Here is a 26644-nt window from a genome sequence, read left to right as displayed (position 1 = left end):
CATGAAACAAAACCATATACTCGAGAGCATAAAAGGGGCAAATTTTATCGGTTACGAAAGATCTGCAAATAGCGAAACATTTTTTCGGGCTGTAAACCCTACAGACAACTCCGAATTACCTGGAAAGTTCCACTTCGCGACCTCGGAAGAAATGGAACACGCGTTATCTTTGGCCGGAGGTGCATTTGATACATTTCGGAATTTAAGCGGCGAAAAAAAGTCTTCATTTTTAATTAGTATCGCTGAAGAAATAATGACTACCGGCTCCGAATTAATTGAACGAGCTATTGCAGAATCCGGTCTTTCGGAATCACGAATTATTTCTGAGCGTCACCGGACATGTCAGCAACTTCGATTCTTTGCGAATTTGCTAATGGAGGTTTCCTGGAAAGATGTGAGGATAGACACTGAAGATAAGCATCGTGCGCCTATCGCAAAGCCTGATATCCGGAGAACTTTAGTTCCGATTGGTCCCGTGGCAGTGTTTGGAGCAAGCAACTTCCCTCTCGCGTTTTCAACGGCCGGTGGGGACACTGCATCGGCATTAGCGGCCGGTTGCCCGGTTATTGTCAAAGCACACCCCTCTCACCCAGGTACCCATGCATTAGTTTCGCTTGCAATTGTAAAAGCAGCAATAAAGTGCGGACTGCCGGAAGGGGTATTTTCAGCACTTTATCTATCAAATGAAGATTCTCAAAAACTGATTACGAGTCAAGTTATCAAAGCTGTTGGTTTTACAGGTTCACGCAATGCCGGAAATATTCTCATTAAGGTGGCATCCGAACGCAAAACTCCAATTCCTGTTTATGCCGAAATGAGTTCTGTAAATCCTGTTGTTTTATTGCCTGGTGCGCTCAAAGAGGATTATAAAGATATAGCTACACAATTGATAGCGTCTGTATCACTTGGCGCCGGGCAGTTTTGTACTAATCCCGGACTTGTTTTGCTAATAGATGATGCTTCCGGACAAAAATTTCTGTTGGAGTTCGAATGCTTGTTGCGGAAAACCAATGGTGCCACGATGTTGAATAAAGGCATTTTTAAAAATTTCATAGCTAACATTTCTTCGATTTCTTCAATTGAGTCTGTAAAAGTGTTAGGCACCGTACCATTAGAAAAATATGAAAACAATAACCAAGCAAAGCCAATTGCATTCAGCGTCGATGCAGAAAGTTTTTTAACTTGTGAACAATTGCAATCGGAAATATTTGGGCCTTCAACCTTAGTCGTTTTAAATAAAGATATAAACCAATTGCTGAAAGTAATTGATTCGTTGGATGGACAGCTTACTGCGACCATTCATGCATCTGCAGCCGATAACAACACATCCGTGCGATCAATTATTGACGCTGTAACGGAAAAAGCAGGCAGGATCGTTTTTGGCGGCTATCCAACAGGGGTTGAGGTTTGTCACGCCATGCAACATGGCGGCCCTTTCCCTTCAAGCTCTGATAGTAAATTTACATCTGTGGGTTCTGCGGCTATACTGCGTTTTGTCAGGCCGGTAGCTTTTCAGAATTTTCCGGACGATTTGCTTCCTTTGGAATTGAGAAATGACAACCCTGGAAATATCCTGAGGCTTGTTAATGGCGAGTTAACCAAGGCTAAGATTATATCCTAATTTTAAAAGGATCATGAATATTGATTTTTTACTGGATACCAAGTCTGCTTTAGGTGAAGGTCCTGTTTGGAATTACAAAATGCAAACCCTCTTTTGGGTGGATATATTAGGGAAAAAGATTTATAGTTGGAAACCCGATACAAAAACGTTCAATTTTTGGAATACCGGCGAGTTTGTAGGATTTGTAATTTTTACGAAGGAAGAATCAATGCTGGCTGGCTACAAATCGGGCCTGCATAAGTTAACCCTTTTGGAAAACAACGAGATAATTGCTGAAAGGATCGACTGTATCGATCAGGACGGTGTTTCTGTAAGATTTAATGACGGATGTCTTGATAAAAACGGAGGGGTATGGGCTTGCACGATGGATATGGACAATCGCCATAATCTTGGAAAGTATTATTATTATAATACCGATATGACGCGTAAAGTAGTGCTGGAAGGATATGTCGTTGCTAATGGCCCTGCTATCAGTCCCGATAACAAAATCCTTTATACGGTCGAAACTTCCGGCAATACTATGATCCGCAAAGGTGTGTACCGTAGTGTGCTTGATGAAGGCGGTAACGTGTCAGATACACGATTACTGATAGATTGGGCAGGTTTAAATTCGTCTCCGGATGGTTTAATAACAGACAAGATTGGAAATCTTTGGGTTGGAGAATTCGGTGGCAATCGTTTAAGATGTTTTAACGATGACGGCCTGATAATAAGGGAAATTCCTCTACCTGCCTGGAATGTTACAAAGTGTGCCTTTGAAGGCGCAAACGAGAATATTCTTTTTGTAACCTCTGCAAGAATAGGTGTCGATGGTAATTTAATGAAAAGGTTTCCATTTACCGGGGGCTTGTTAAGTATTACAGGCCTAATTTAGTTTACGGGGGCCGAGCTTGCCAACATCCTAACTTTAAAAATGAACACTGAAGCACTTTTATTTTGTGCTTCAGTGTTCATTTTAATCAGAAAGCCATTCACCACTGCGATAAGCGACAACTATTTTTTCAGGATAAAAGCCTGTACCGAACCAGATGAAAATTTTTGTGGTATCCGCAATTTTACATTCACCAATAATTTCGGAGCGATGCCGGTAAGATTAAAATGAACGCGGTCGGGAAATTTATCTTGGTGAATTAAATATTGATCAGCTTCAACACCATCAAAAATCAGATGTGACCCGATAACAGCTAGCCGATCCTCCTTATTCAGATTATCTGTCCATAATCCTGTTTGCGCCCAATCATATGCAAATTGTGCTTGTTTTGTATTACTGCTTTTCATAACAAAGGCAATTTCATAAGGCTGTGCGTCCTTACAATATTTGGTCACATCCACGGTAAATTCCATGAGCCCATTTTTTGCAGTTGTAACCGGCCACTCTCCCGCATTTTTAACATTCCAGTTATCCTTTATAAGTGGAATTTCTACTTTAGGGGCTTGATTATAAAACACGGATAAAGATTTGATCACCGGTAATTTTTTATATCCTGTAAACCTAAATCGTATTACATCAGCTGTAATCTCGGGAAATTGAATGATCAGTTTGTGACCTATTGATGATCCTGTAAATAAATTTTCCCATTTTCCGTTTTTAGTATGCGCCTCGGCGACAAAAGACCTGACACGCTCGCCTAACGCGATGTCTTCTGACACTATGACGTGGTCTAACTTCGTAAATGACGGAAGTTTCAGTGATATTAGTTTACCTCTTCCACATGTTTCAGCTATCGGTTTGCCAAACCTGTGTTTAATCTCATTTCCAAATTCCGACAAACGGGCGACATCTGGCGCCGGGATCAGACCTGTTGTATCAGGGCTTGTATTTATTAAAAACACTGTTCCCCTGCCAACTGACAGGTAATACGATTTCATTAATTCATTTAACGGAAGAATCGCCTTTTCATTAAACGATTTCCAAAACCAATTAGGCCTGCGGAGGCTGACATCAACTTCTATGGGTAACCATGTATCACCATCAGGGTCACTATTGCTGGCTGTACTATTGCCGGATTTTGCGTCAGCTTCCTTGACAGCATTCCATGCAGGATAAGGGGCATATCCCAATTCATTGCCTACCCATCTTATAGTGGCAGCCGAACTTTGAAGAATGACCGCTTTTGGCGCAAATTTCTTTATAAGGTCACCAACATTAAAAACCAGGCTTCCATCCACCCACACTTCTTTGATCGAGCCATATCTGGTTAACAGCTCTGTTAACTGTTCTCTGTAGATTTTTTCATATTTTGATTGTTCAGCCGGGTTCCGTGCTTTGCCTCCCATTCCAATATTTAGATATCTGTCTTCCGGACTCAGATAAACACCCAATTTTAACCCGTACTTTTCGCAGGATGCTTCCAGGTCTTTCATTACATCACCCCTGCCATCGCGCCACCCGGCTTCCTTTACCGAATAATTCGATGTATTGGTCTGCCACCAACAAAACCCACCTGTATGTTTTGCGACGAATATGATGATTTTCGCCCCATATGATTTAGCTACCTGAGCCCACTGGTCGGTATTCAATTTAACTGGGTTAATTCTTTTTAACGGAGTAGAAAGGTCGTCATATTCCTTGTCCTGCCAGGTGGCAGGACCAAAGTGTACAAACATTGTTAATTCACCGTTTTGCCATTCCAGCTGTGTTTGGGAGGGTAAAGGCAATCGGTTATCATTATTTGGCTGGGCAGAACAAATGAACGAAGCTAAAATCAGCAGGCAGGAAAGAATTCCAAATCTCATACAAAGGAAAAATTAAAATATTAAAAGAAATGGCGCGGTTTTATAAACCAAACCAATAATGTTATTAAATATTAAAAAGGCTGTAGCCTGGCACTACAGCCTTACTCCCAAATTAACCAACTATTAACCAATTACCAACCCGGGTTCTGTTGTAACTGACCATTATACAACGCAATCTCCCTCGTTGGTAATGGCTGTAAATAATGTTTATTAGGATCAAAAGTCCTATCAGCTGCCGGTTGTGCAATAAGAAAGCCATTCGCATCCGTCCTTGACTGATAATCTGCCCCGTTGTACGGAGCGATGCTTTGCCACTCTGATCCTTTTATCTTAATACCTTTTATCTCTTTAGGCAATTCTGTTTCCGCTGTCTTCCATCTTCTTAAATCATCGTATCTGAATCCTTCCAAGGCTAATTCGATCGAACGCTCACGGCGGATTTCCGATCGCATATCCAAACTGTTACCGCTCACAAATGCATTACTGATCGGTGGCATCCCTACACGGTTACGTATAACATTTATCGTTGTGTTCAAATCGCCGTCGGAGATAGCATTATTTTTTTCGAACAAGGCCTCTGCTTTGATGAGCAATACCTCTGCGTAGCGTATCAGGTGATCATCAAAACCGTGGCTGTTGTTGGTTTCACCGACATTGTTTCCATAGCTGTCTTCAGACAGGTATTTATAAGTGATATAACCGGTGTTCCCGTTTCTTTGCGGATTGGTGGGATAGTTGACAACCGGGACTGTGGGATGGAATGGTCTGAGTGTCGCGGTACCGGGAACAATCATCGTCATAGTCATGCGAGGGTCTCTATTTTCAAATTCAGACTTTATTGTATTGTATCCTTGAAACAGCGGCGAATTGTTAATTGGCAGACCATCTTTGCACAGGTACATGTCAGCTAGTTTTTTAGTAGGCAGGTAACAAATTCTGTCGATCAGATAAGGGTACGATTGACCCGCTACGTTTATTTCATACCGCCTGTCAAGAATGCTTTCCTTAGAGTCATCTCCTGCTTCGATAAATAAGTAGCGGTAGCTGTCAGCCCCTTTACCTTTATAAAGTTCATATTCATTGGAATTTATCACACTGTTAGCCGCTTCTATTGCAATGTTCAGGTATTTCGACATATCGGGTAAATTGTGATACTTTTCCCAAGTACCCTCGAACAAGGCAACACGTGCACGCAGTGCATCAGCAGTTCCTTTTGCTATTCTCCCGGCGTCCGCACCACCCAATGCGCTTTTCAGCGGAAGGTTGGCCGCAGCCTCTGTAAGGTCTTTAATAATAAAGTCTGCTGTTTCCTGGCGTGATGAACGGGGAGTGTATAGTTTCTCGTCGCTTACATCCAGTGACTGATCAATCAGGGGTACGCCACCGTATAATTTAAACAATTGCCAGTAATTAAATGCCCTGAAGAATTTTGCTTCTGCTATATAATTATTTATACCGGCATCAGTCGAACTCTTACCTTTTGCGATTAAATTGTTCGCTGCACGTATGTATACATAAGCGCTTGTCCAGTCAGGGTTATCTGCCGTAGGTAAATAATTGCCGTCGCTTACATCATTCACGGTGTTAAAGGCCAAATCTGATTGTGTGTCATTGAAGTCAAACCCCGGAAGAGAATTGTACAGGTTATTTGCACCCAGCTTGAAATCAGCAGCTGTCTTATAAAAGGTTGCGTCAGATATCGTGTCTTTGGGAATAAGTTCCAATCCCTTTTTACAACTGGTTATTAAAACCGTTGCTATAAGTAGTTTTAAAATATTTTTCATTATGTTAAAATTTAATGTTTAATCCAATTGATTTTACAGAAGTGAAAGGATATGTCCGATCATCCTGACGTGAATAACCTTCTTCCGGATCAAATGAATTATCCCATGTTCCTTTGGAAATTGTAAATAGATTTTCCCCGCTTATATAAATTCGCGCACCGGCAATTTTTAGCTTTTTCGTTAAAGACTCCGGTAAATTGTAACCAAGCGTAATTACCTTAAAGCGCAGGTAGGCAAGGTTATTCACGAGTAAAGAAGATGTTTGCCAGTTATAATTTACCAAATTGTCGAAACCAACTCCACCACCGATTAACCTGGGATATTTTGCATTCGTATTTTGGGGCGTCCATTCCTTACCATAAAAATATTGAAGAGGCTGGAACCAAACATGGCTTAATGGAATGCTGAAGTCTCCGTTTCGAATGACAACTTGCTTTCCTACACCCTGTATGAGAACAGAAAGATCAAAATTCTTGAAGGCCAAATTGATATTCGAAGAATAGGTATACCGGGGCAACAAACTTCCAAGGTTAACAAGATCACCTTTTGATTTTTTTACCGGGTCGCCATATGGAGTTAACGAACCGTCACCATCGATATCTTTGAACATCATATCACCAACACCGAGATTAGCAGGCACATTGCCCAGTTTTTTATAATTTTCAAGCTGCTGAGCGTTCTGAATAATTCCGGTAGCCTCGTAACCATAATAGCTGTAAAGTGAAGCACCCTGGTGAGCATAATTTAAGCCTTGTGATAAAACATCATTACCTTTTAGCTCAACAAGTTTATTTTTGCTGTCACTTACAATAGCGGTGATGCTATATTTAAAGTTTCCGATCTGATCACGCCAGCCTAATGATAAATCAAACCCCTTCGTAACCAAATGTCCGAGGTTCTGGCTCGGCGGCGTACCGCCTAATGTAGCAGGAACCTGTGCATTCACTAACATATTCTTGTTTTCTTTTCGATAAATATCGATACTGGCTGTTAAGCGATTCCTCAAAAACCCTAGATCCAAACCTAAATTCGTGGTTTCAATAGTTTCCCAGGTACGATTTGGCGACGAAATGCTGGATATCGCGCCCTGAGCACCTGCATTAGGCGATCCGAGCGGGTATTGTCCGCCAATGTTAACTAAAGGAATATAGTCATAGTTCCCAAATGTGCTTATATCCTGGTTACCGGTTTTTCCCCACGACGCCCTAAATTTGAAGTTGTCAATGACCCCTAATTTTTTGATGAAGTTTTCCTCCGATAAATTGTACGCTGCTGAAATGGCTGGGAATACAGCACTCCAGCGTTTATCACTGGAAAATTTTGAACTTCCGTCAATACGGGTTGTGGCGTCTAAAAAGAACTTATTTCTGAATGAGTAACTTAAACGGCTAAAATACGAAGCAAGCGCCCAATCCGTATCGAAGCCATTTAAATGTGTATAAGCAGCATTAGTCTGATCAGCAAGGTTTAGGGTAAATAATTCATTGCCAGTAAAATTTGATCCGTTAACCGTAGTGCCATAATCCCTGTTTTTTTCAAATGACGTTCCTACCAGTAACCCTATCTTATGATCTTTGCCCAATGCCTTGTCATATTGCAGATAGCCTGAATAAGACTGGTAAAGATTTTTATTGTTGGTATAATAAGCTGAGTTCAGCGGATTAAAAATGCTTTCCACATCGCCCGCATAATTATATCTGTTAAAGGTTGTATAATAGGCATTGTCATTGTAATTGGAATTGTTTACCCCGGCTTGTCCTGTAAGTGTCAAACCGTCAATGATCTTGATATCAGCTTTCGCATTGAATGAAAATTTGTTCAGATTGCTTGTCCGTTCACCACCTTCTAATAACTCTTGTATCGGATTATCATAGCCCTGGTAGGTATAATATTGTCCCTGAGGATTAAAGATCGGAAGAAAGTTCCATCGCCATCTTACGTTTCTTGCAACGCTACTTGGCGTGCCGTCCAGCTGGCTGGGGTCATTAGTGATCACATTTTCATAGCTATTCCGCGTTTCAATATGAATTCTGTCAGAAATTTTAAAATCATAGTTCATTCGCAAATTATAACGGTTCGAATTGTCCTTCCCATATTTGAATATCCCATTGTCTCTGGCATAGCCGGCAGAGAACAGATAATTATTGTTTTCCCCTCCCCCTGATATACTAAGGTTATGGTTTTGCTGTGTCGCGGTGCCATATAGGATTTTGTTCCAGTCATTTGTTTGATAAAAGCCAGGATAACTCTGCAGGTAAGGAAGCCATCCACCGTTAGGATCAGGCTCTGCGTTCGCCCTAATTTTAGCAAACACGTCGTCAGAGATCCCGGTCAATCCAACATTGGTGAGGGCTTCATTTTCCATTTCTGCTAACTGCAGTGTCGTAGTCATTTTTTTTAGGTAATCGGCCTGTTTTATACCGAAGTTGCCTGTATAATTAATTACCGGTTTGCCTTTCAGCCCTTTCTTTGTCGTAATCAGTACTACCCCGTCAGCGGCCCGCGCGCCATAAATTGCCGCGGAAGCATCTTTTAATACCGTCACACTGGCGATGTCGTTAGGATTTAAACCACCAAGGTCGTTGGATTCACCATTTAATGACGTAAAATTGCTGCTCGCCACACCGTCTATCAGTACCAGAGGCTTGTTTCCATTAACCGAAGAAAACCCTCTGACCTGAAAATCGTAAGCTTCCCTGCCCGGTTTCCCGCTACCCCTTACCACCGTTAAACCTGGCAAAGCACCCTGTAAGGCATTTAAAGTATTTGTCAATGGCCTGCTTTCAAAGACTTTGTTATCAACCTGAGAAATTGCACCCGTAACCGATGCCTTTTGCTTCGTTCCATAGCCTACGACAACCACCTCATTTAACTGTGAGTTATTTTCGGATAAGGTTACGTTGATACGATCACGTCCGCTAACTTGCTCTTCCAGTGTAGCAAATCCTACATAGGTGAAAACCAATGTAGCGGACCCGGTCGGAACACTCAGGCTGAAATTACCTTTAACATCAGTTACTGTACCATTAACAGTAGATTTTAAAGAAACGGAGACACCTGCAAGGGGCTGGCCTTTTGAATCGGTCACACGGCCCGAAACATTTTTTGAATTGGTTTGGGCGCTTACCTTGCCAGGGTAAAAACCCAAAAACAAGCAGAATAAAACCAGTAGCATGAAGGATGATCGCTCCCCCCTGCTATGATTTCTAGTGCTTTTTTTTGAAGTCGAAGAATTGTTCATATTTAATTATTTAGGTTAGTTTAATTAGTTACATAATTTGGTAAAACCCTAAGCATCTTCAATCCTGGTATATCACTTCGTAATTTATTTCGCTTTCATATAAAATATAAAAACGAAGCTTAATTCTCAGACTCAGATAATTAAAAAAAGGTTGTGCTTTGGTTTTCTAAAGGTGAGATATGCGGAAAAAATAAAGATTGACTATTTTTCTAAAGAAATGGACAATTTTTCGTTAATTGTTTAATAAATAATCTTTTTTGTTTCCTTTATATTTAACTTAAAGGCATACAGCTAATCAAAAGGATATGATTTAATTAGAGATTACTAGTTTGCCTATTCTTAATAAAGAAGAAAAACTGCAATGAAGAAAAAAGAAGGGTTTGACGGTCAGGAAGCTATCGCGCTTCCCAATAAAGTTTTGGAACAATGTGAAAAACACCCCTATGTAAACAATTTATATACAACCTGGATTGGTTATTATCCAAAAGCGGCTTTTCACTACAGAGAACGAAAAGCAGGGACTGAAGAGAATATTTTAATTTATTGCACCGAAGGGTCTGGCGAAGCAGTTATTGACAGTAAAAAATTCAAGATTTGCCCATTTGAATATCTTATCGTTCCGGCAGGAAAGATGCACCTTTATTTTGCGGACGCTGATAGCCCATGGACTATTTATTGGCTCCATTTAAAAGGTGCGGGTGCAAATTTCATTACAGAAGTATTGTACAGGAAAATGGTTATTGGAAACAATAAAATGTATAGTAAGGACGAAATGATCGGAATATTTAAAAGTATATATGCAAGCTTACAACTTGGTTATAGCCTGGAAAATATGTTTTTTACGAGTATAAACTTAAATCACTTGCTGAAGCTTTTTCTGTTTTCGGATAGTCAGGAGACAGGCCTTAACCCAAATAAAGAGGAAAACTTCGATAAGGTCATCCGTTTTTTAAAAGATAACATTGAACGCTCAGTGAGCCTTAAAGAAATAGCAGCAGTAGCAAATTTGTCAACAGCGCATTTTTGCAGTTCTTTCACTAAAATTACAGGCTTATCCCCTATAGAATACTTTAATCATTTAAAGATCCAAAAAGCCTGCCAGTTACTTCAGTTCTCGCGCCATAGAGTAAATGAGATTGCTCAGCTCGTGGGCATTAGTGACCCTTATTACTTTTCCAGGCTTTTCACCCGGACAATGGGTCTTTCTCCCAAGGAATATCGTCAAAAAATTGATTTTGATAATCCGCTAATTCAAAATCCATTGATATGAGATTTATTATTCAATAACGAGATTATCAAATTCTGCTTCATGCCATCCGCTGCCCCAACCGCAATATCCATTTGTAAAACTGGAATCGTTGATATTGAAAAGGTGCACATTATCCCAAAAAGCGTTTATTGTATTTCCCTTAAATAACAGTTTAGCCGAATGCCATGATTTAATGGGAAAATCAATTTTTCCTGAAGCTAAAATATTTTCTTTAGTTATTGAAAATGAACCGTTTTTGTAAAGTATCAGTATGATGTCGCTATTTGCCGGGTCGGCTAGTACCTTGGTAAGGCCATCAAAAATAGCTTTAACAGAATCCGGCAGCCTGTGGATTTCACTCCCGTTCAAGACAATATCATTAGCGGTATCGTCGATGAAAAAGCGTTGATTTTTTATATAATCATTTTGAAGATCAAAATGTCCCGCTGATACAGGCGTTCCTGATTTCCCTAACCTATAAGTACCGTCAGTAGAAAATTTAAGCCAATAACCGGGAAGCTGAATGTCATTTTGGACAACCTTTGGGATTCGGCCGATAAGGTATACCGATTGATTGTTCTTATTCAATCGCACATCGAGTTTAATTGAATAATCTGTTAAAGCAGTATCGCCGATCATTGTAAAAGGTTCAGTGTTGAGGCTTGAAGTCCATTCAATTCCTTTTTTTAACACTTTCTGCTTGAGATATTTATTTTTATTACCTCCAGCGATTTCAAAAGCCCCGGAGATATCAGAACTGAATTTAGGCAATGAATTTTGTCCATATGATTCATACGATTCCCGATAAGGCAGTCGAAAGCCAGCAGATTTCGGAATGCCTGACTTTCCTACAACACCTTTTTGCTGGCCTGTAGTCGTTGTTAAACTGTAAATAGCGCCCTCATCAAGTGTCAGGGATAACTCGGCGTTTTTTATTCTTGAAGGCAATAACTTAACAAATTGACTTAACGAATCAGTTTTCCATAAATAAAATATCCTGTTATTGAATTCAGAATCCAATTTAAATTTAACTTTCTGAGGTTGTAAAGCATCCACGGTTTCCAGGATGATGCTCAATTCTTTATTGTCAGGAGACGTAAGTGCTGCGTAACTCCCTTTTCCGCTCAAATAACCATTACCCTGACCTTCCAGGTAATGCCAACCGGGCTCCGCAAACTGGGTTAGGTGCGCAGTTGCCCATATGGCAGGTTGAACATCAAAGTGCCCGCTCCAAGGCTGGTTCGCTTTCATCAAGCCAGAATTTGAAATGGTTATATTATCATAATAAGATGTAATCAAACTCCAGATGATCGTCTTTGTAACTTTGACATCAATATAATTTCTGATGTATGATTTGATCAGTCCTTTCGCCCCTCTCCAGTCACCCCTCCACGGGCCGTCTTCACTGGCCCACAGCGGCTTCTTTAACGACACTGCTTCTTTCGTTACGTACAAGTTATTTTTTGCGCCCTCATCGGACGCAATCTTAGTGTCCGTGAGGCCGTCACCCTGACCACGGGGGTAATGAACTCCGATTACATCTATCGCTTTAAATAGTTCGGCATCCTTGTTCATTTCGGCAACGATATTCCAGGCGCGTATTTCCTCCGCGCCTACTATGCTCGTTGCTATTTTATTTAGTTTCAGCGTACTATGCAAGGTTTTGATCCAATCTGTATTATAGGGCGTTTCATTCCAAATTCCTACATAATCGATGTCAAGGCCATGTATTTTTTTTGCCCCTAAGATGTACTTTGCAATATAATCCGCGTTATCCTGCGAATAAAAATTTCCATTTCCAATCCAATATGGCGCCCCCCATTCCAAGGCATCAAGATAAATCCTGGAGTTACGCTTTTTAGCCTCTTTCATCAGCCACCATTCGTAACCTGCATTAAAATTTAGCTCACCTTTATTATGTTGATAGCTGGGCTCGGTTCCGCATGTAGAATTTATATCTCCACCGATCTCGACTTTTAACTGCTGTAATGACGCTCCGAATTTTGGTTTGAATAAATAATCCAGTATAAGTGATCTGTATGGCTCGGGGTAATCAATTAGCAAACGCGATGATCCTCCGGCGCTTAGTGCTCCTATACCTTCAAATTTGCGCCCGAGGTTGGATTTATCAATCTGAATCATTTGTTGAGCCTTCGATGGAACAGATATAAGTAAAACAAGCATGAGGATGCCTGGCACAAAAAATAGTTTCGAACGAAAATTATGTTTCATATAAAAATCTTAGCCTTGTAAAATTCATGTTTATATTGTCAAAAAAAATAAATTATATTTTCATAAAGATGGACTTTTTTATTCTGCAGGAAATAACACGCGGATCCCTCTAATCGCAACTGACGTAATTTATAATATGATAAAAGCTATTTCTATTGGTGACCTTTTGAATGAACCGACAAAATCAATCGCGTTTAATGTGGATAGATTTGAAAAAATGGTAACCCCTGAAAATGTAGAGTTCCCGCACAAGCACGATTTTTATGAAATTCTTTGGATAACGAAGGGTAACAGTAAGCAGACCATCGATTATAAAGAATATAAAATTGATCCTTACAGCTTATTTTTTATTTCTCCGGGACAGCTTCACTTGTTTGAAGAGTGGGAAGGTGTGGAAGGCTATTGCATTATGTTCACCGAAAGTTTTTTCCTCCAGCTTTTCCAAAATAAAGATATTCTTTTTGAATTATCCTATCTGGACAACTTGTAAATAAATCCATATCTGAAGTTAAACGACGAGGCCTCCGCTATTCTTCAACCTTTGGTAGATCTGTTGATGATAGAAAAATCACCCGAGTTAATACCGGCGCTTTTATTCATATTGTTAAAAAAAATTCAAAAGCTATTTTCCGGAGCCAGTATCGACCGGAATATCAAACATCAAATCGTCGTTTATAAAAAATTCAAACACCTGGTTGAGCAAAATTTCTTCAAACATTCGACTATAACTGCGTATGCAGATAAACTTAATATAACAACTCACTTTTTGAATAGTACCGTAAAAGCTATCTGTAATAAAACGGCGAGTGACGTGATTAAAGAACGGGTTATTTTAGAGGCCAAACAATTACTACAATTTTCAGACAAGACAATTTCTGAAATAACTGAACTGCTAAATTTCAAAGCCAGTAGCTATTTGCACGATACTTCAAAAAAAACACGGGTTTTTCCCCGCTGGAATTTAGAAATAACCAATGGATTTGATTTTCAGTTATTGAAATGTTAATAGCATCTTTAATTCCATTGATTTCACGATTGCATACACCAATCTATAAAAACCGGTAACATAAGTACCGAAAACTATCACATTTGTCCTAACAACGGCAGATTGCCGGGTCGTAAGTTTGCATTGTATATAATTCAATGTCAATGACGACCTTAAAAAATCCAGTAAAGCAGTTTTTAGAACTACAGCGGAATCGCTGGCAGAATTGGAATATTCCATATACTGATGGTGAAGCATTGTATAGATTAGTTACTGAAAACAATTTCAAATCGGCTTTGGAAATTGGTACTTCAACAGGACATTCCACAATTTGGCTGGCCTATGCGATGCAGCACACCGGCGGGAAGGTAACGACCATTGAAAACAATGAAACCCGTTACAATAAAGCTTTAAAGAATTTCGAATTGGCAGGAGTTTCAAACCAGGTCGACGCTTTGTCAATGTAGTTTAAAGTAAAGTCAAATAAAGTAAGTAAAGCAAGTTATGTTTTGGTAATACCAAAACGACTTGCCTTCGGGTGCGCGGTGCTCAAATTGCTACCTCACTTTGTTCCGCAGACATATAAAAACAAGATTTAATTGCCAGCAGGTTTACCTCGGCCGCATAATTATGTTTCTGTACTACCGAAATACTTGTCAAATAAGCATTTTGCTAAGCCCCAGTTTTGCTTCTTACAAAAGAAGAAAGATGGCCCGGCCAAAAAAAGAAAAAGAACAAAAATTATCGAAAGTAATGGTTATCCGTCTAACCGAAGGCGAGCATAAGCAACTGGAACAATTTAGCATCATGTGCAGCCAGCATGTTTCCGTACTGGTCAGGAAGCGTCTATTCTCTGGAAACTACCCGAAAGCATTGACACCAAAGATCACCGTCCAGCTATATGCTGAACTTAATCGAATAGGTGTAAATCTAAACCAACTCACAAAGCAAGTCAATGCAGGAAAGCTCGCTGTAGGTTTACTCCGTGTTTTAAACGAGCTCTCAGTGCAGCAGCAGGCAATTGTTAAACATTTGTTAGATGATCGCAGTTGAAAAATTTGGTTCAAACTTCTCGGGTGCATTAGGTTACAATTTAAAAAAACTGCACCACCCGGATATCAAACAACGTGCTGAGGTTTTAGCCACCAGCTTTTCCTCTCTTTCGCCAGGCATCATTAATAAGGAGGTTGAATTGATCAGGCAATTGCGACCTGCACTCGGGAAATACGTCTGGCACACCAGCCTCAATTTCTCAAACGACGAAAAGCCATGGAATCTAACCAACTCTAAGTTATTGGATATTGCTTTCGACTATATGAAATCCATGGGTTATGATGATAACCAATACCTGATTGTCCGGCACCATGATGCCGGCCATCCACATGTGCATTTATTAGTAAACCGTATCCGTTACGATGGTAGTGTGGTATCCGACAGGAATAATTACCGGAAAAGTTTATCGGTGTTAAGGAAGCTGGAAGAACAATATAACCTCATACCATTAGCACAAGATAACATCCGATCAAAGCATCAACATAACCTTAGAGCCGGCGAACATAGTAATGAGCTAACAGCGGAACTTTTTCGCGAAAGAACAATGGAACCGCGTAACCGCGCAACCCAGCGCTCTCTGACCAAGAACGAAATCGAAAAGGCCGTGCGTACTGGTATTCCTTCAGATAAAAGCCTTTTACAAGCCATGCTGGAGCCGATCATACATCAAAAGTATCAATCCCTTCAGGAATTCATTAAACTTTGTGAGCAAGCAGGGATTTATCTTCTTTTTAACCAGGCCAGTACAGGCAGGATAAGTGGCATAACCTATTTTATTAATGATTTTAAGATAAAGGGCCAGGCATTAGGAAACCGGTTTAAATGGGCGGAGCTAACCAAATTTATCGACTATGAGCAAGACAGAGACCGCAAGGCGATTAGCCGTGCAAACGATCTTACAAAAGCAAGGTACGGCGAACTCACTACAGCCGGAAAATCAGTTGAAGGACAAACCGCAGCAGGAAGACAACCAGGCAATGCTCATTCAAATATTAGAGCAAATGCAGTTGAACGCGACAGCCAGCGCGAAGTATCTTCGCGAAATGAAAGACAACCAGCAGATAATCGCACAACGGATAACCGATTTAGAGAAGACAGTAACCAAGCAGCAGGTAGCTCTAAAGATAATAAGAGCGATAGTTATATTGATACTGATAGCAATAGTTACACTGGTACTGATTTACAAAGCGACCCAGGTATAGAGATAGCCGATGATATTGATGATGAAGCCATCCATGGCAGAAACAGGCACCGTCAAAGAAAGGCAAGAACGAACAGAAGATAATGCAGGCTAATTAAAATATTGGTACAATTCGCGATTTGCGAATTGAAGAATAAATGATAAATTTGTATATGAAAGCACATAATGGTATGAGGCCACATGATCTGGTGGTGCTTCTGAAAATCATCGCATCCAATAGGGATTGGCTAAATAAAGACCTCGCCGCAAGTTTGTTTATTAGTAATTCCGAGATCAGTGAGTCTTTAAACCGGTCCATGATCGCCAAACTGATCAGCCCTGATAAGCGGGTCGTTTTTAAAACAGCTTTATATAACTTTATTGAGCATGGCTTGAAGTTTGTTTTTCCTGCCGAACCTGGCGCTGTTGTAAGAGGAATGCCCACCGCACATAGTGCGCCTATTCTCAAAGATTCCTTCATTGCAGAAGATCATTACGTTTGGGCAAGTCCTGAAGAAAAGGTAAAAGGCCAGGCCATAACCCCGCTTTACCCTAACCAAGTGAAAGCAGCACTGGCTGATGAAAAGCTTTATGATATGCTGGCCTTAGTTGACGCGATACGTGTCGGAAAAGTGAGGGAGCAAAAGAAAGCATTAGAATTCTTAAAACAATCTTTCGAATCAGTTTATGCAGGTAAATTCAATCAGGGTAAAAGCAGTTAACCGGCTTAATCTACCAAGAACCTGTTAACCCTTAGGCATTACATTTGTTAAATATGATTATATTTGATTATTATCTAAAGCGCTCCTATGGAAGTAATACTTGATAATGGACAACGTCCACGCGGCGTTTTCCTTCGATTAGAAGAATGGGAAACACTTAAATTAGGCATTAATAAAGCCAGCGAACTTTATAAGCTAATGGATGACCTAAGTCATCCTGATGTTTTTGAATTGAACGCTTCTCAATTCTCTGAATATTTAGAGCTTCCTGCACAACAACTAGTGAATAAGGCACTGGATAATGGATTGTATATTTCTTATCCTGCAGGATTGCCAAATACATTTGTCCACCGGTACAAAGATGGTTCACAGGAAACTGTAGCATATGACTTGGAAACCGGCAAGGAACATATAGTAAAAAAGCGATAACGCATGCCGGTTTTTACTGTAGTGGCGGGTCCGAATGGTGCTGGTAAGAGCACTTTTTCTACTTTTTTTTCTCGGCCTGGTACGTTAATTTTCGATCCGGATATTGAAAAATTTAAAATTGAGAAGCAATTCCCTGACATTGCGGAGGATGCACTCGAATCAGCGGTAAACAGGGTATACCTCAATTTTAAAAGTAAGGCACTAGGTACGGGCCTACATCTGACGGTAGAGACAAATCTGCGAAATGATTTTTTATCAGAGAGTGCTGAATTGTTTAAAAGTGCAGGATACGAAACCCGGCTGATCTACCTCTTCCTGCCAAATATAGCAGCTTCAATGGACCGTGTAGCTTTGCGTGTAAAACAAAAGGGACACTTCGTAGATGCGGCCAGTATCAAGATTAATTTTGAGCAGGGCCCTCAAAGTCTGCTTAAAATAGTGAATCATTTTGATCAGATAATGCTTCTTTCAGGCTTCAATAACAATCCGGCAATTCAGACACAGCCACAGCTTTTATTAACTCTTAAAAACGGCAAAATCGTTTTTAAGGAGCAACGAATCCCTGATTGGTGTAAAGATATAGTTGAATTGACCGAAGCTATTGCAGCTAATGAGCAGAAGCCAAATAGGCCGGGACGATAATATAGGATAATCGCCAGATTTATATTTGCTGATAATCAGCGTTAAACTGTTTCGGCGGTAAAATCACGTTGCCAAAGCAGTTGATTGCGATCCTCGATTTACTATCTTTTGTTTTTGCCCTCAAGTAAACGTTGAATGTCTTCGTGCTTATAATATAGGATCCCGCCAATTTTTGTGTAATTAATAGTCCCGTTAATTCGAAGATTCTGAAGCGTGCCCGGAGATATCTTCAGCATATTCTTAACCTGATAACTTTTGAGCCATTTAGTATTTTCGGCAGTAGGCTTGCCCTGAAGAATTGCTTTAAAGTCGTTTAATAGCAGTTCTCTGAATTCGTTGAGATCTTCTTTTGTTATAATTTCTGTTGCCATGATTTGATGATTATAGTGCAAATTTGGCCAGAAGATTTCATACAAAATGACAAGCTTTTCGGTAGTACCGATGTTTTTATCTTACTTTATTACAAATTAATTTAGCAGGATGGCCACTTAATACACTTTGGATACATTTAAATATTTTTACATTTGAAATTTGTTATTTACTACCGGTTTATTACCTTTACTAGGAATAGTCAATATGGCAATACCTAAACGACTACCTGCTCGCAGGGGCTCTTTGTAAGATTTTAACAATCAACGATATACAAGTTAGGGTTCGAACCCAGTAACTCCCACAAAAAGGCATCCAATTGGATGCCTTTTTTCATTACATGTTTTTTGCTTACATCCCTTACTCTTCATCCTTAAATAAATACTATGTTGGATCAACATCTAAGTTAGATGAACGTATCAAAAAACACAATACAAACCATAAAGGATTTACAGGCAAAGCCCCGGATTGGGTGTTAATTGGTCAGATACACATTTAACTAAAGTAAACGCAGGCAAAAGGGAACGACAAATAAAATCAGGTGCATGCGGAATAAAATGGACGACTTACTACGCATTTTAACAATTGCCTAATTGATAAGTTATTGTTTACTCGACAAGTAACTTTGAGAATAAAGTTTTTGATTCTGAGACAAGTTGAATAATATATACTCCCCGTTCTAAGGTTTTGCCCATAGAAACCTGCATGGTAAGATTTCCATCCCCATCAATTAACACTGCTTGGGTTTGTACCAGTCGTCCCCAGGAATTAATAACGTTTAATACAGCCTTCTGATTACCAGGCAAACTGCGGGCATTAATATTAAAGTAAGTCCCCAAACTAGGATTTGGGTACACAGTTAAAGCGGCAATCGGTTTTGGTTCTTCTATCAAAGGTTGCTGAGCAACAGCCATGGCCACAGCAGCTTGTGTACTATTGACTTTATATATTTCTAATCCCGCAATTGCAACCCTGTTTGCCGTTGGGACGAATCTTACACTCATTACGCCATCACTTATGGTCACTTTAAAGTCTTTCACCAAAGCTTGCCGGTAACCTACTTCATTGTAAATGTCAAAGTTAGAAAGCACCTGCTTTTCTTCCATAAATATGCTAAAAACCCTTGCACCGGGGGTTGTCCAATAATTTTCTACAAAGTGCATGCGTACCAAGTAACTCCCGTTCGTTATAGGTATCGCATACTTTGTTTCTGCCAAGTCGGTAGCTGCAGACAGGTAGGTTTGATACAGCTGGTCATCATCGGTTGCGGCAACGTCTGATTTAACCACCTGCATATCCAGTTTAATTGAACCACTCCGATAGCTTTTATCCGTTTCGAAAACTTTATTATCAATAGTCACATTAGCATCTGCCCCCCCTTTTATTCGTTTTACCACACTTACTGTAGAAGTGCTATTATTGGCATTGCCATACAACGGGATACGAAGCGGTGACGATGCGCTGTTGTAATGTACAAGGATAGCCGCATTTTTTATACCTACACTGGCCGGCTTAAACTTAGCCGTTATTTGCGTGGTGCCTTGAACAGCAAGCGTTGAAGTTTGCAAAGCGCCAACCGAAAACTCTGAAGCATTAGGGCCAACTACCTCTACGCTGGCCAGCTTAATTTCAGAATCACTCGTCCCGTCACTGTATTGCTTACCGGTATTTTTAAGGGCAAGGTTGACAGATGTAGTGCTGCCTGTTAAAGTACTTGCAAACTTGACATCGGATGATGTGGTGCAGGCCAGATCGGAATAGTGGGCCGAACCGGACTCTGGTTTAATATTATCGATGTAGTAAACATTATCCTGATAATCGTAATTTGTATATTCAGTACCTAAATAATCGCAATCAAAAATGTAGGCATTGGGGACAATATTACCTTCGGCATCTATCACTTTCAAAACCCTTATCCCAATGAGCCCATTACTATTCTGGGTTCTGTCGGAAGAGGACGAACCGATCTTAAATCCAAAAGATCCGGAAAAATTAAATGTTCCCTGAGCAGGGGACGTGCTTGAGTTAGCAAGCCTTGGTATTACGGATTGTCCATCGAGGTTGTTATGTGTAAACAAATTGGTTGTTGACGACGAACCTTTAGCAAAATATTTTACAGATTCTACCGCCGAGCAGCAACTGTGATAAGCTGCCATTTGATAGACAGTAACCGGTTTACTTTTATCTGCCTGTACAAAGTACGACGCGTTTACTTCGCTGGAACCGGCCACCCGGGCGGTTCCATTATTGTCTCCATCGTCGTGCCCGTATCCGGTGTTGGTTGTATAGCCAAAAGCACTGATTATTTGCTGCGCATAGGGCTCATTTGTGCTTTCGCCCGCTAACTGCCATATACCATGCAGGTTTACTTTTTTTATTGGGGCTATACTATCGTTGCTTGTGATGGTAAGCGTATCATTAAGTACTTTTACCCTGGTGCCAACATCTTTGGCCGTGTACTGCACAACCACATCGCTGTAAGCTTTTGAATTTACCGAAAACGGTAACCTAACGGCTGTATCACTGTTAACTGATGCTATCTTCCACGATACAGTATTAGAGAGCTTTAAATTAGTAATGTTTAATTTGCCCGTCCCCTTGTTGTATACTCTAAGCTTTACTTTATCATGATTAGCATTGTACGGAGTTGTGGTGGGACTTGTACGCCGCCAGGGGGTTTGTATTAATGAAAACACCAACACATCATTGGCAGGAATAAGGTCCATATTTTTTAAGGACATGTACACACCGGTAACCTTTGGTGTTGTTACTTTAAAACTAGATGTGCTGGTCTTTTCATTCTTATTTCCGTCTATTGCTTTTACTTTTAGCGTATAGGTGCCTGCTATATTAATAGTTAAAGGCGATTTATAATTAATGTACGATCCACCGTTTACCGAATACTGCAATGATGCCAGCCCCGCTGCGCCATTATCTTTTGCAGTAACATAAATCTTAACCTGGTTGCTGTAAACACCGGCTGAAGTTTGCGTACCCGTTAACCGGGCACTTACAGTGGGGCTTTCGGTATCTGTTACGCTTGTGGCCGGTGTAAAGGTTAAATAATTCATTTTGGTGTTTACCCCGCCCGTAGCATCAATTGTAAGTTTACCATCGGTAACCTGCACTACTGCTGTGGCTGTCCGGTATTTTGTTGTTGAACTGGGGGTGAAATCTGAGATGGTGGGCAATCCTTCCACATTGATCTGGTTATTGCTATCGTAATATCCCACGTCGCCAGAACTTACCGTAACCCGGTAACGGCCGTTTGTTACCGCATACTCCCAAGTTCCCGGCACCTGAGAACTGGTTGTAGCTTGCATTTGCACTAACGACAATTGCTTAACATCTCCGGAACCACTGCGTAGCCGCATATTATCCTGTAGGTCTATCGGCTGTTTTGTAGAGGGATCCACCCATCCGTATTTGCGTGTGGCATCATAAGGCAATCCTACATCTGCCTTATAACCGCTTGGGGTTGATGTGCCACTCGGTTGAAAATTTATACTTATAGTTTGAGCCGACGCCATACTGGTATGCAACAACGCCAGGAAAAACAGTGTCTTAAGTAAAGGTTTGATGTAATTCATGAAACTAAAAAATATCAACAATAAGGACTGCTGCTTTATAATCCAATATATCAACTTGAAAATCACAAGCCTGATGCCAAGTAACACCTACAAGCTGTACCTAACAAGGTTAAGCACCAAGTTGTCCTTTAAAACGTAAATTTTTTACGCTTTCATTCCATCAATCTCCATAGAGATGCTATAGTTTTTTCAGCCGGCAATCATAGTTAAACTCCGAAGCGCGTGCTTTTTTTTAATAATATCTGAACTATTGAAAAAATACATCACTTATTCTTTAAATAATGATTTTTCTTACGAAATATATCGTTAAACGAGCATAAACTCATTCATAACGATATTTTTTTATCAAATTTTCATAAATAATAAACCTTTTAGTTAATCATTCCGTACAAACCCATAACTATTGATTAATTAAAATACCCCTAATGATTAAAAACTATTCAAAAAGTTTATTGGCACTCGTGTGTGCCATAACTATCGCACTTGGATCTTGTAAAAAAGACTCGTTTGTTGAACCCAAAGCTGCGTCAGGTAACTTAGCAACGCTTTCTGCTTCTGCTTTGGAATCCACCTCCATTCCCGGTTCAAACTCATCATCTTCATTTGTATTGGGCGTAAACGGTCATCCACTTGGCGACCTCGCTTATTTGGGTACCCCAGCCGCGGCGCAAATTGATATGATCAAAAAAATGGGAATGGGTATTTACCGTATTAATGTATTGTCTACCAGCGACGGCACTTGTACGGTTCCAAAAGTTTTGCAACCACTTTTAGATGCAGCTGCGGCAGGCAACGTTACCCTGCTTCCGATGCTGACCCCCAGAACCCTTGACTACGGTGATACTGAGGATGCCGCATACACAAAAGGTAAAACTATAGGAGCGAATTTTGCTGCTAAATACGCCGCGGTGTTTAACTATTACGACCTGGGTAACGACCTTGATGTAAGATCGATCTTATCCGGAAAAGATGGCCGTATTACAGAAGATTACGATCAAAAAAAACTACGCGTTACCGCGGCTTATCTGACCGGTATGAGTGAAGGGATACACGCGAATGACCCTGATGCGCAAACGATGATATCTGCCGGTTGGTTACATTGGGGTTTCATAAAGTTTTGCGAAAGCTATGGGTTGAAGTATGATATCCTTGCTTACCACTGGTATTCTGATATGGAGGCTGCTATTGCAAGATCCACATCGCTTAAGATCAGCGATATCACCATCAAATTGAACACCTTATTTCCGGGTAAACCCATATGGATCACTGAAACTAATTTTAGAGCCAGCAATTTAGCCACCCTGGAGGCTGACCAAAACACCTTCTTAACAAACTTTATAACTAAATGTAAAGCAAACCCTACGGTTAAAGCGGTGTTAGTTTATGAGTTATTTGACGAACCTTATAAAAATGGGGGTGAGCAACATTACGGCATAGCAAAATGGGCTACGCCATATATAAAATGGATTAACAAATTAGTAGGCGAAACTTTCGAAACATTGCATACTAATGCTTCTTCAGATACGGTAACAAATGTACCAACGGTACCGGTAGTGGTACCAGTTACAGAACCATCTCCTGCGGTAGCTTTAGTTTCAGGGCTTACAGGATACTCTATCGCAAAACCGCAAACAACTGCACTGGCAACAGGCAGTACTTACTATACCGATAGGACTTATCAAATTAAGGATATACCAAGTTATTTGGCTAATGCATTATTGATAAAGACGGCTAATGATGAGAAAGCCAGTAAGCTGAATTCTTATGTATCTTTCAATATAAACAGGGCCGCTACCGTTTATATAGCATACGACCCACGTGCAACTACATTACCCAGTTGGTTACAAAGCTTTACAAAAGTTGGTGGCCAGATAGGAACTGGTGACCCCAAGCTTGCTTCAATGAATATCTACAAAAGAGATTATGCGCCGGGCACAGTAATTCTCGGTGGCAATATGTCTGGCTTTGCAGCCGGCGCGCTTTGCCAGTACTTTTTAATGGTACAGGAAAATTAAACTGCACTAATATTGTTATTAAAAGGCATCTGTATTATACGGATGCCTTTTATATTTAAAGGGATTAGTAAAAGCCGTCAATAATTAGCTTTGGTTTAGATTAGTTGGAAAGAGTGGGATAGGAGAATAGTTGCGGTACTATAAGTTAAACCTGCACTATATTTGTTGCTGGTATTAACAAAAAATTCTTCGGAATCTGATTTTCCGAAGAATTAACTATTGACTAAAGAACAACCCCGCCCTTTAGTTATTATTAAGAACATTCAAACTCCTGATAAGTTTGGTGCGAACTGCACTCCCAATAGTATTTATATTTTATATCAGCGGCAGTTCCCAAGGTGATAATGTATCTCGCCATCGAAAACTAAACAATAAAACATGGCAAAAACCAATTCTTAAAAGTGGCAAGGTTTCAAATGATTGAATCTTTTGTTATAAAGGCAAAGTAAACCAAAAAGTACTGCCTTTGCCTAGTTGGCTGTTAACTCCAATATTTCCTTCATGTTCCGCTATTACCTTCGAGCAGATATATAATCCAAGCCCGATGCCGGAATATTGCACTTCGTTGCCGTGGCCCCTGAAATATCGGTCAAATAATAGTGGTTGTTGATCTTCACTAATTCCTGTACCGTAGTCGGTTACTGATAACTTTACTTTTGTTTCCTCGGTGCTTACATCTACCAGAACTTCTGAGATAGCAGGAGAATATTTAATAGCATTTGAAATAAGGTTGACTACTACTTGTCCAATTTGGAATTCATCGGCGTAAATAGTAACATCCTGGCCATTAATAATGATCTGACGTTTATATATTGCAGCAAGGTCGGCAATATTTTCCTGAACGCATTCCAAAAGGCTGAACCATGTTTTATTGAGCTTCAGACCTTTTGAGTTTATTTGGCTGGCGTTCAAAAGGCGAGTTATTAGCGTCTCTACCTTAACCATACTTTTGTTGGCTTGAGAAATAAGCTTGGTAGTAGAAGTATGTAGCGAATTATCTTTTTTTTGATTCAGGTATTGTAGCGTGGCGCTTAATGCAGTTAAAGGGGTTTTTAATTCGTGGCTTGCAATGCTAATAAAATCGTCCTTCTTTTGTTGTTCATCTTTTAATTCCTGTATATCTGTCGCAGTTCCTATCCACAACTCTATTTTCCCTTCTGCATTTCTCAAAGGCTCTATTCGTACAAGGTGCCATTTGTACACACCATCATGGCGTTTTTCGCGTATCTCAAATTCACCGGCAATATCATTTTTTAATATAGCAGCATACGCGGATAAATTATATTCAATATCATCGGGGTGAATAACTTCTTTCCACCCCCACGATTTCGTTTGCTCAAAGTTTAACCCAGTGTATTCGTACCAGCGGTTATTATAAAACGTCACATTGCCGTCTACCGAACTCGTCCAGGCGATTTGAGGGATGAAATTTAGAATTGACTTAAATTTAGCTTCACTGGCAGCCAATTGTTGCGTTCTGGTATAAACGCGATCTTCCAGTTGATTATTTAATTGATGAAGTTCATCTTTTGATGTGCTAAGTTCCGTTACAGTCTGCTTTAGTTTCGCATTAGCAAATTCAAGTTCTTCGTTTACAGTCTTTAACTGTATAAGAAGCGCTTCTTCTCTTTGGCCGGCTTGTGCTATCAGGTTTTTATTATTTTCCTGTTCGGTTACATTCCTGGTTACACACATTATATACTCCACAATATTACTGCCGTCCAAAACGGGATTTAACTCGAATTGCCAATATGTTCTTTGGGTTGCTTCCAAACCATCATTGATAACATCGAAGTGAAGTACAGGTAGCCGAACGGGTCGCTTTTCCTGCAAGCAATTACCAAGCGCATTCTTTATTAAATCAAATTGCTTAGTGCTTTGTTCGTCGTAAGGCCTGTAGATGTCGAATACCCCTTTTCCTATCATACCGGTTATATCGGTGGATGTACTGGCTTTAAACGAGTTATTTACAGCAATCACGGTAAATTGCGGTGCGTCAGCCTTAACGACACAAATAGGTGTTTCAGTTTGATTAAATAACGAAATATATAATTCCTTAAACTGATCTGGACTCATAAAGCCTGAATTGATGAAAGACTTACCTTAATAAGGGTTATCATGAAGATCTTATGCCTTTAAAAACGTATTTTACGTAAACCGTTTATTTGGTTATCTGTCACCAGCAAACTATAGTGTAAATTTATAAACATTTAAACTTTCAGAACTGCGACCGATGACCGAAAGTAAAAAACATTGCTTAGAAATAAAATAATTTAGCTGTTTTTCATCATATATATAATTGACTTTCCTTATTTAATGCAATACCGAGATAACACTTTAGGCTGATTGTTTTAAGATAAATGCCGAAGAATTTTCTATCTGATTTTTTCGTTCCATAGGCACTATAGAAGTTATTAGGTGATTGTATTGCTCCAGCAGCTGAATATACTTGTCTTTCCAGTATTCATCGTCAGCTGCTGTGTTGGAAGCATAATCCTGATTTTTTTTGCTAAGGATATTTGGTTCAAATTGGTCACTGGTGAAAATTCCGGGGAATTCCCTTGAAAAATCATGTCGCACCAACATTCCAATTTTATGAATTATATCATACTTCAGGTAATTGTTCTGAAAGTAATTATAAATGGTTCGTCTGTTAACACCTAAACCCTCGGCTAAATCGGTAATACTGTAACCATTTTTCCTTACTATATATTCAACTGTTTGTCCGTAATGCGTACCCATACTTTATATTTTGGCCTGCAAGACCAATAGTTAAGCCAATTTCGCTTTTAACTC

At 40.0% G+C, this 26644-nt stretch carries 19 protein-coding genes and 2 pseudogenes; 13 read left to right on the top strand and 8 right to left on the bottom strand.

Features of this window, described 5'->3' with window-relative positions; translation table 11 throughout:
* Nucleotide 1: 1 nt before the first annotated feature.
* Both FFF34_014835 and FFF34_014830 read left to right on the top strand, forming a co-directional pair.
* The gene (locus FFF34_014835) at nt 2-1621 is read left to right on the top strand and encodes an aldehyde dehydrogenase (NADP(+)) (GenBank protein TSD63842.1); all 1620 of its coding nucleotides are present in this window, start codon (nt 2-4) and stop codon (nt 1619-1621) included.
* 13 nt (nt 1622-1634) lie between these two features.
* Nucleotides 1635-2495, top strand: a complete 861-nt coding sequence (locus FFF34_014830) for an SMP-30/gluconolactonase/LRE family protein (GenBank protein ID TSD63841.1) — start codon at nt 1635-1637, stop codon at nt 2493-2495.
* A 119-nt stretch (nt 2496-2614) separates the two neighbouring features.
* Here the strand turns inward: FFF34_014830 and FFF34_014825 are convergent, their stop codons facing one another.
* The 3 genes from FFF34_014825 to FFF34_014815 all read right to left on the bottom strand — a co-directional run bounded on the left by FFF34_014825 (nt 2615) and on the right by FFF34_014815 (nt 9382).
* Entirely contained in the window at nt 2615-4357 is a 1743-nt protein-coding gene (locus FFF34_014825) for an alpha-L-fucosidase (GenBank protein TSD63840.1), read from the bottom strand.
* A 131-nt stretch (nt 4358-4488) separates the two neighbouring features.
* Nucleotides 4489-6141 (bottom strand): RagB/SusD family nutrient uptake outer membrane protein, encoded by a 1653-nt coding sequence (locus FFF34_014820; GenBank protein ID TSD63839.1) that lies wholly within the window; start codon nt 6139-6141, stop codon nt 4489-4491.
* A gap of 4 nt (nt 6142-6145) precedes the next feature.
* A complete protein-coding gene (locus tag FFF34_014815) occupies nt 6146-9382 on the bottom strand; it encodes a TonB-dependent receptor (GenBank protein TSD63838.1) in 3237 nt (1078 codons plus the stop codon).
* A 361-nt stretch (nt 9383-9743) separates the two neighbouring features.
* On the opposite strand from FFF34_014815, the gene FFF34_014810 reads away from it, so the two are divergent.
* Complete coding sequence (locus FFF34_014810; protein ID TSD63837.1) at nt 9744-10652, top strand: AraC family transcriptional regulator; 909 nt, start codon at nt 9744-9746, stop codon at nt 10650-10652.
* Between the two features lie 6 nt (nt 10653-10658).
* Here FFF34_014810 and FFF34_014805 read toward each other — a convergent pair whose 3' ends face one another.
* Nucleotides 10659-12863: a hypothetical protein gene (locus FFF34_014805; GenBank protein TSD63836.1), complete on the bottom strand. Its 2205-nt coding sequence runs from the start codon at nt 12861-12863 to the stop codon at nt 10659-10661.
* Nucleotides 12864-12999: 136 nt separating this feature from the next.
* Between FFF34_014805 and FFF34_014800 the strand changes: the two genes are divergently transcribed.
* The 8 genes from FFF34_014800 (at nt 13000) to FFF34_014765 (ending at nt 17874) form a co-directional block, all read left to right on the top strand.
* Entirely contained in the window at nt 13000-13353 is a 354-nt protein-coding gene (locus FFF34_014800; GenBank protein TSD63835.1) for a hypothetical protein, read from the top strand.
* Between the two features lie 66 nt (nt 13354-13419).
* On the top strand, nt 13420-13869 hold the full coding sequence (locus tag FFF34_014795; protein TSD63834.1) for a hypothetical protein: 450 nt from the start codon (nt 13420-13422) through the stop codon (nt 13867-13869).
* A gap of 137 nt (nt 13870-14006) precedes the next feature.
* Nucleotides 14007-14315: a hypothetical protein gene (locus FFF34_014790; protein ID TSD63833.1), complete on the top strand. Its 309-nt coding sequence runs from the start codon at nt 14007-14009 to the stop codon at nt 14313-14315.
* 163 nt (nt 14316-14478) lie between these two features.
* Entirely contained in the window at nt 14479-14901 is a 423-nt protein-coding gene (locus FFF34_014785) for a MobC family plasmid mobilization relaxosome protein (GenBank protein TSD63832.1), read from the top strand.
* Nucleotides 14888-16186: a relaxase/mobilization nuclease gene (locus FFF34_014780; protein TSD63831.1), complete on the top strand. Its 1299-nt coding sequence runs from the start codon at nt 14888-14890 to the stop codon at nt 16184-16186. The genes FFF34_014785 and FFF34_014780 overlap by 14 nt, the downstream gene beginning before the upstream one ends.
* A gap of 68 nt (nt 16187-16254) precedes the next feature.
* On the top strand, nt 16255-16803 hold the full coding sequence (locus tag FFF34_014775) for a hypothetical protein (protein TSD63830.1): 549 nt from the start codon (nt 16255-16257) through the stop codon (nt 16801-16803).
* An 87-nt stretch (nt 16804-16890) separates the two neighbouring features.
* Nucleotides 16891-17232 carry a hypothetical protein gene (locus FFF34_014770; GenBank protein ID TSD63829.1) on the top strand — a complete coding sequence of 114 codons (342 nt, stop codon included), beginning with the start codon at nt 16891-16893 and terminating at the stop codon, nt 17230-17232.
* A gap of 3 nt (nt 17233-17235) precedes the next feature.
* The gene (locus tag FFF34_014765) at nt 17236-17874 is read left to right on the top strand and encodes a hypothetical protein (protein TSD63828.1); all 639 of its coding nucleotides are present in this window, start codon (nt 17236-17238) and stop codon (nt 17872-17874) included.
* 101 nt (nt 17875-17975) lie between these two features.
* Here the strand turns inward: FFF34_014765 and FFF34_014760 are convergent, their stop codons facing one another.
* Complete coding sequence (locus FFF34_014760) at nt 17976-18245, bottom strand: helix-turn-helix domain-containing protein (GenBank protein ID TSD63827.1); 270 nt, start codon at nt 18243-18245, stop codon at nt 17976-17978.
* A 338-nt stretch (nt 18246-18583) separates the two neighbouring features.
* On the opposite strand from FFF34_014760, the pseudogene FFF34_014755 reads away from it, so the two are divergent.
* Nucleotides 18584-18825 (top strand): annotated as a pseudogene (locus FFF34_014755) (GIY-YIG nuclease family protein).
* Between the two features lie 26 nt (nt 18826-18851).
* Here FFF34_014755 and FFF34_014750 read toward each other — a convergent pair.
* On the bottom strand, nt 18852-21833 hold the full coding sequence (locus FFF34_014750) for a T9SS type A sorting domain-containing protein (GenBank protein ID TSD63826.1): 2982 nt from the start codon (nt 21831-21833) through the stop codon (nt 18852-18854).
* A 425-nt stretch (nt 21834-22258) separates the two neighbouring features.
* On the opposite strand from FFF34_014750, the gene FFF34_014745 reads away from it, so the two are divergent.
* Nucleotides 22259-23848: a hypothetical protein gene (locus tag FFF34_014745; protein TSD63825.1), complete on the top strand. Its 1590-nt coding sequence runs from the start codon at nt 22259-22261 to the stop codon at nt 23846-23848.
* 432 nt (nt 23849-24280) lie between these two features.
* Here the strand turns inward: FFF34_014745 and FFF34_014740 are convergent, their stop codons facing one another.
* Both FFF34_014740 and FFF34_014735 read right to left on the bottom strand, forming a co-directional pair.
* Nucleotides 24281-25924: a PAS domain S-box protein gene (locus tag FFF34_014740; protein ID TSD63824.1), complete on the bottom strand. Its 1644-nt coding sequence runs from the start codon at nt 25922-25924 to the stop codon at nt 24281-24283.
* A gap of 345 nt (nt 25925-26269) precedes the next feature.
* Nucleotides 26270-26590, bottom strand: a pseudogene (locus FFF34_014735) (hypothetical protein).
* Between the last annotated feature and the right edge of the window lie 54 nt (nt 26591-26644).

It is taken from the genome of Inquilinus sp. KBS0705, assembly GCA_005938025.2.
Lineage (GTDB): Bacteria > Bacteroidota > Bacteroidia > Sphingobacteriales > Sphingobacteriaceae > Mucilaginibacter.
Note: the sequence above shows the minus strand (reverse complement) of the source record. Positions and strands in the feature narration are given on the sequence as shown.

Excerpts from the sequence above, each read along its gene's own strand:
- FFF34_014835 (TSD63842.1), top strand. The coding sequence starts at position 2 with ATGAAACAAAACCATATACTCGAGAGCATAAAAGGGGCAAATTTTATC.
- FFF34_014830 (TSD63841.1), top strand. The coding sequence starts at position 1,635 with ATGAATATTGATTTTTTACTGGATACCAAGTCTGCTTTAGGTGAAGGT.
- FFF34_014825 (TSD63840.1), bottom strand. The coding sequence starts at position 4,357 with ATGAGATTTGGAATTCTTTCCTGCCTGCTGATTTTAGCTTCGTTCATT.
- FFF34_014820 (TSD63839.1), bottom strand. The coding sequence starts at position 6,141 with ATGAAAAATATTTTAAAACTACTTATAGCAACGGTTTTAATAACCAGT.
- FFF34_014815 (TSD63838.1), bottom strand. The coding sequence starts at position 9,382 with ATGAACAATTCTTCGACTTCAAAAAAAAGCACTAGAAATCATAGCAGG.
- FFF34_014810 (TSD63837.1), top strand. The coding sequence starts at position 9,744 with ATGAAGAAAAAAGAAGGGTTTGACGGTCAGGAAGCTATCGCGCTTCCC.
- FFF34_014805 (TSD63836.1), bottom strand. The coding sequence starts at position 12,863 with ATGAAACATAATTTTCGTTCGAAACTATTTTTTGTGCCAGGCATCCTC.
- FFF34_014800 (TSD63835.1), top strand. The coding sequence starts at position 13,000 with ATGATAAAAGCTATTTCTATTGGTGACCTTTTGAATGAACCGACAAAA.
- FFF34_014795 (TSD63834.1), top strand. The coding sequence starts at position 13,420 with ATGATAGAAAAATCACCCGAGTTAATACCGGCGCTTTTATTCATATTG.
- FFF34_014790 (TSD63833.1), top strand. The coding sequence starts at position 14,007 with ATGTCAATGACGACCTTAAAAAATCCAGTAAAGCAGTTTTTAGAACTA.
- FFF34_014785 (TSD63832.1), top strand. The coding sequence starts at position 14,479 with ATGTTTCTGTACTACCGAAATACTTGTCAAATAAGCATTTTGCTAAGC.
- FFF34_014780 (TSD63831.1), top strand. The coding sequence starts at position 14,888 with ATGATCGCAGTTGAAAAATTTGGTTCAAACTTCTCGGGTGCATTAGGT.
- FFF34_014775 (TSD63830.1), top strand. The coding sequence starts at position 16,255 with ATGAAAGCACATAATGGTATGAGGCCACATGATCTGGTGGTGCTTCTG.
- FFF34_014770 (TSD63829.1), top strand. The coding sequence starts at position 16,891 with ATGGAAGTAATACTTGATAATGGACAACGTCCACGCGGCGTTTTCCTT.
- FFF34_014765 (TSD63828.1), top strand. The coding sequence starts at position 17,236 with ATGCCGGTTTTTACTGTAGTGGCGGGTCCGAATGGTGCTGGTAAGAGC.
- FFF34_014760 (TSD63827.1), bottom strand. The coding sequence starts at position 18,245 with ATGGCAACAGAAATTATAACAAAAGAAGATCTCAACGAATTCAGAGAA.
- FFF34_014750 (TSD63826.1), bottom strand. The coding sequence starts at position 21,833 with ATGAATTACATCAAACCTTTACTTAAGACACTGTTTTTCCTGGCGTTG.
- FFF34_014745 (TSD63825.1), top strand. The coding sequence starts at position 22,259 with ATGATTAAAAACTATTCAAAAAGTTTATTGGCACTCGTGTGTGCCATA.
- FFF34_014740 (TSD63824.1), bottom strand. The coding sequence starts at position 25,924 with ATGAGTCCAGATCAGTTTAAGGAATTATATATTTCGTTATTTAATCAA.